The following is a 1,423-nucleotide window of genomic DNA, read 5'->3' on the forward strand; positions in this document are numbered from 1 at the left end:
TTTCGTGCAGGAGCACCCGGACACCAATCTCATCATCATTGACACCATGCAGAAGATCCGTGAGGTAGGCGGTGAAGCGTACAGTTATGCCAGCGACTATGAAATCATCGGCAGAATCAAGCAATTTGCTGATCAGCACGGTATCTGTGTTCTGACCGTCCATCACACCCGGAAGCAGCAGGCAGACGATTCCTTTGAGACGATTTCCGGCACCACTGGATTGCTCGGCTGCGCAGACGGCTCGCTGCTTATGCAGAAGAAAAAGCGCACGGAACTGGACGCCACCATTAAGGTGGTGGGACGAGATCAGCCGGATCAGATCCTCTACTTGAAGAAGGACCCGCAGACCCAGATTTGGAATCTGGAAGGCATGGAAAACGAGCTGTATAAAGAACCGCCGGACCCGGTGTTGGATGCGGTTGCAAAATTGGTTTCCGCCGCGTGCCGGGAGTGGATTGGCTCTCCATCCGAACTGGTCGAAGCCATCCAAACGGGAATGGCCTCCAACGCCCTCACAAAGTACCTGAATGTCAAGGCAGGCAGGCTTCTGGAGGAATATCATGTTGGCTATGAAAATAAGGCCAAACATTCCGGTCGTCAAGTGAAATTGACCTATATGCTGGTAGAGCCAACCGCCTGTGAAGTAATCGAAGAATAAGGGGCGCGACGATAGCGACGGTCGCGACGGTGAAAATGATACCGTCAAAAACACCGTCGCTATCGTCGCAACCGTCGCGGAAAGAAAATGAATATGAAAAGTGTACAAATTTCCTATGACCTTTTTGTAGCTTTGGTGGAGTATCATCTGGCCTATGACGATGATTATGCGGAGGAAATTCATCAGGGGTTAGAGCAAAAGTTAGATGCGATGGTGCGGCATGAACTGTATGCAAAATATAAGACTGCGCCCACCGCAGAAGAACGGGAGCAGGCCCGGCAGGAATACCTGGATAAGCGAGGGATATTCCCGGATTTTCGCTGGTAACAGGTGCTTACTTTCATACTAATCTCGCAGATGAAATTAGCACCAAAGTCAATCTTCTCCCTGTTGGCTTGAACAGGAGCGTGGCACGCTCCTGTTTTTTTCTGGCAAAAGGAATGGCTGACGGCAGTTTGGGCAAAGAAATTCAGCTAAAAAGTATCTCGGATGGGGTGGTGTTTTGCCACCCCATTATCCCAAAGGGGCCCCATTTTAGGGTACCCCAAAATCACCATAGGATGTCGCGTTTCACGACACACCATGCAAAAAAACAGAACACAGGATGCGGAGTAAAAGAGAACGATAGGTAGGCATTTTGCCCACACATCAAGCGAGGGCTACTGTGTTTTACGGCAGCCATCAGGCAATAAGGGTGGAACGATTTGTTCCAAAGCATCTGAAAGGGAACGGCGCTTTGGCGTACCCGTTCAAAGGGTTCGCAGA

At 50.2% G+C, this 1,423-nt stretch carries 3 protein-coding genes; 2 read left to right on the forward strand and 1 reads right to left on the reverse strand.

What is annotated here, in order from left to right:
- Positions 1-658 (forward strand): AAA family ATPase (locus Q0526_RS00585; RefSeq protein WP_298729836.1); only part of this gene is annotated, 658 nt, incomplete at its 5' end.
- 93 nt (positions 659-751) lie between these two features.
- Positions 752-985: a complexin-2 gene (locus tag Q0526_RS00590; RefSeq protein ID WP_298729837.1), complete on the forward strand. Its 234-nt coding sequence runs from the start codon at positions 752-754 to the stop codon at positions 983-985.
- Between the two features lie 223 nt (positions 986-1,208).
- On the opposite strand, the gene Q0526_RS00595 is transcribed toward Q0526_RS00590, so the two are convergent.
- The coding region (locus Q0526_RS00595) for a hypothetical protein (RefSeq protein WP_298729838.1) at positions 1,209-1,423 on the reverse strand (215 nt) is incomplete at its 5' end.

The sequence above is a fragment of the uncultured Subdoligranulum sp. genome (assembly GCF_937890665.1).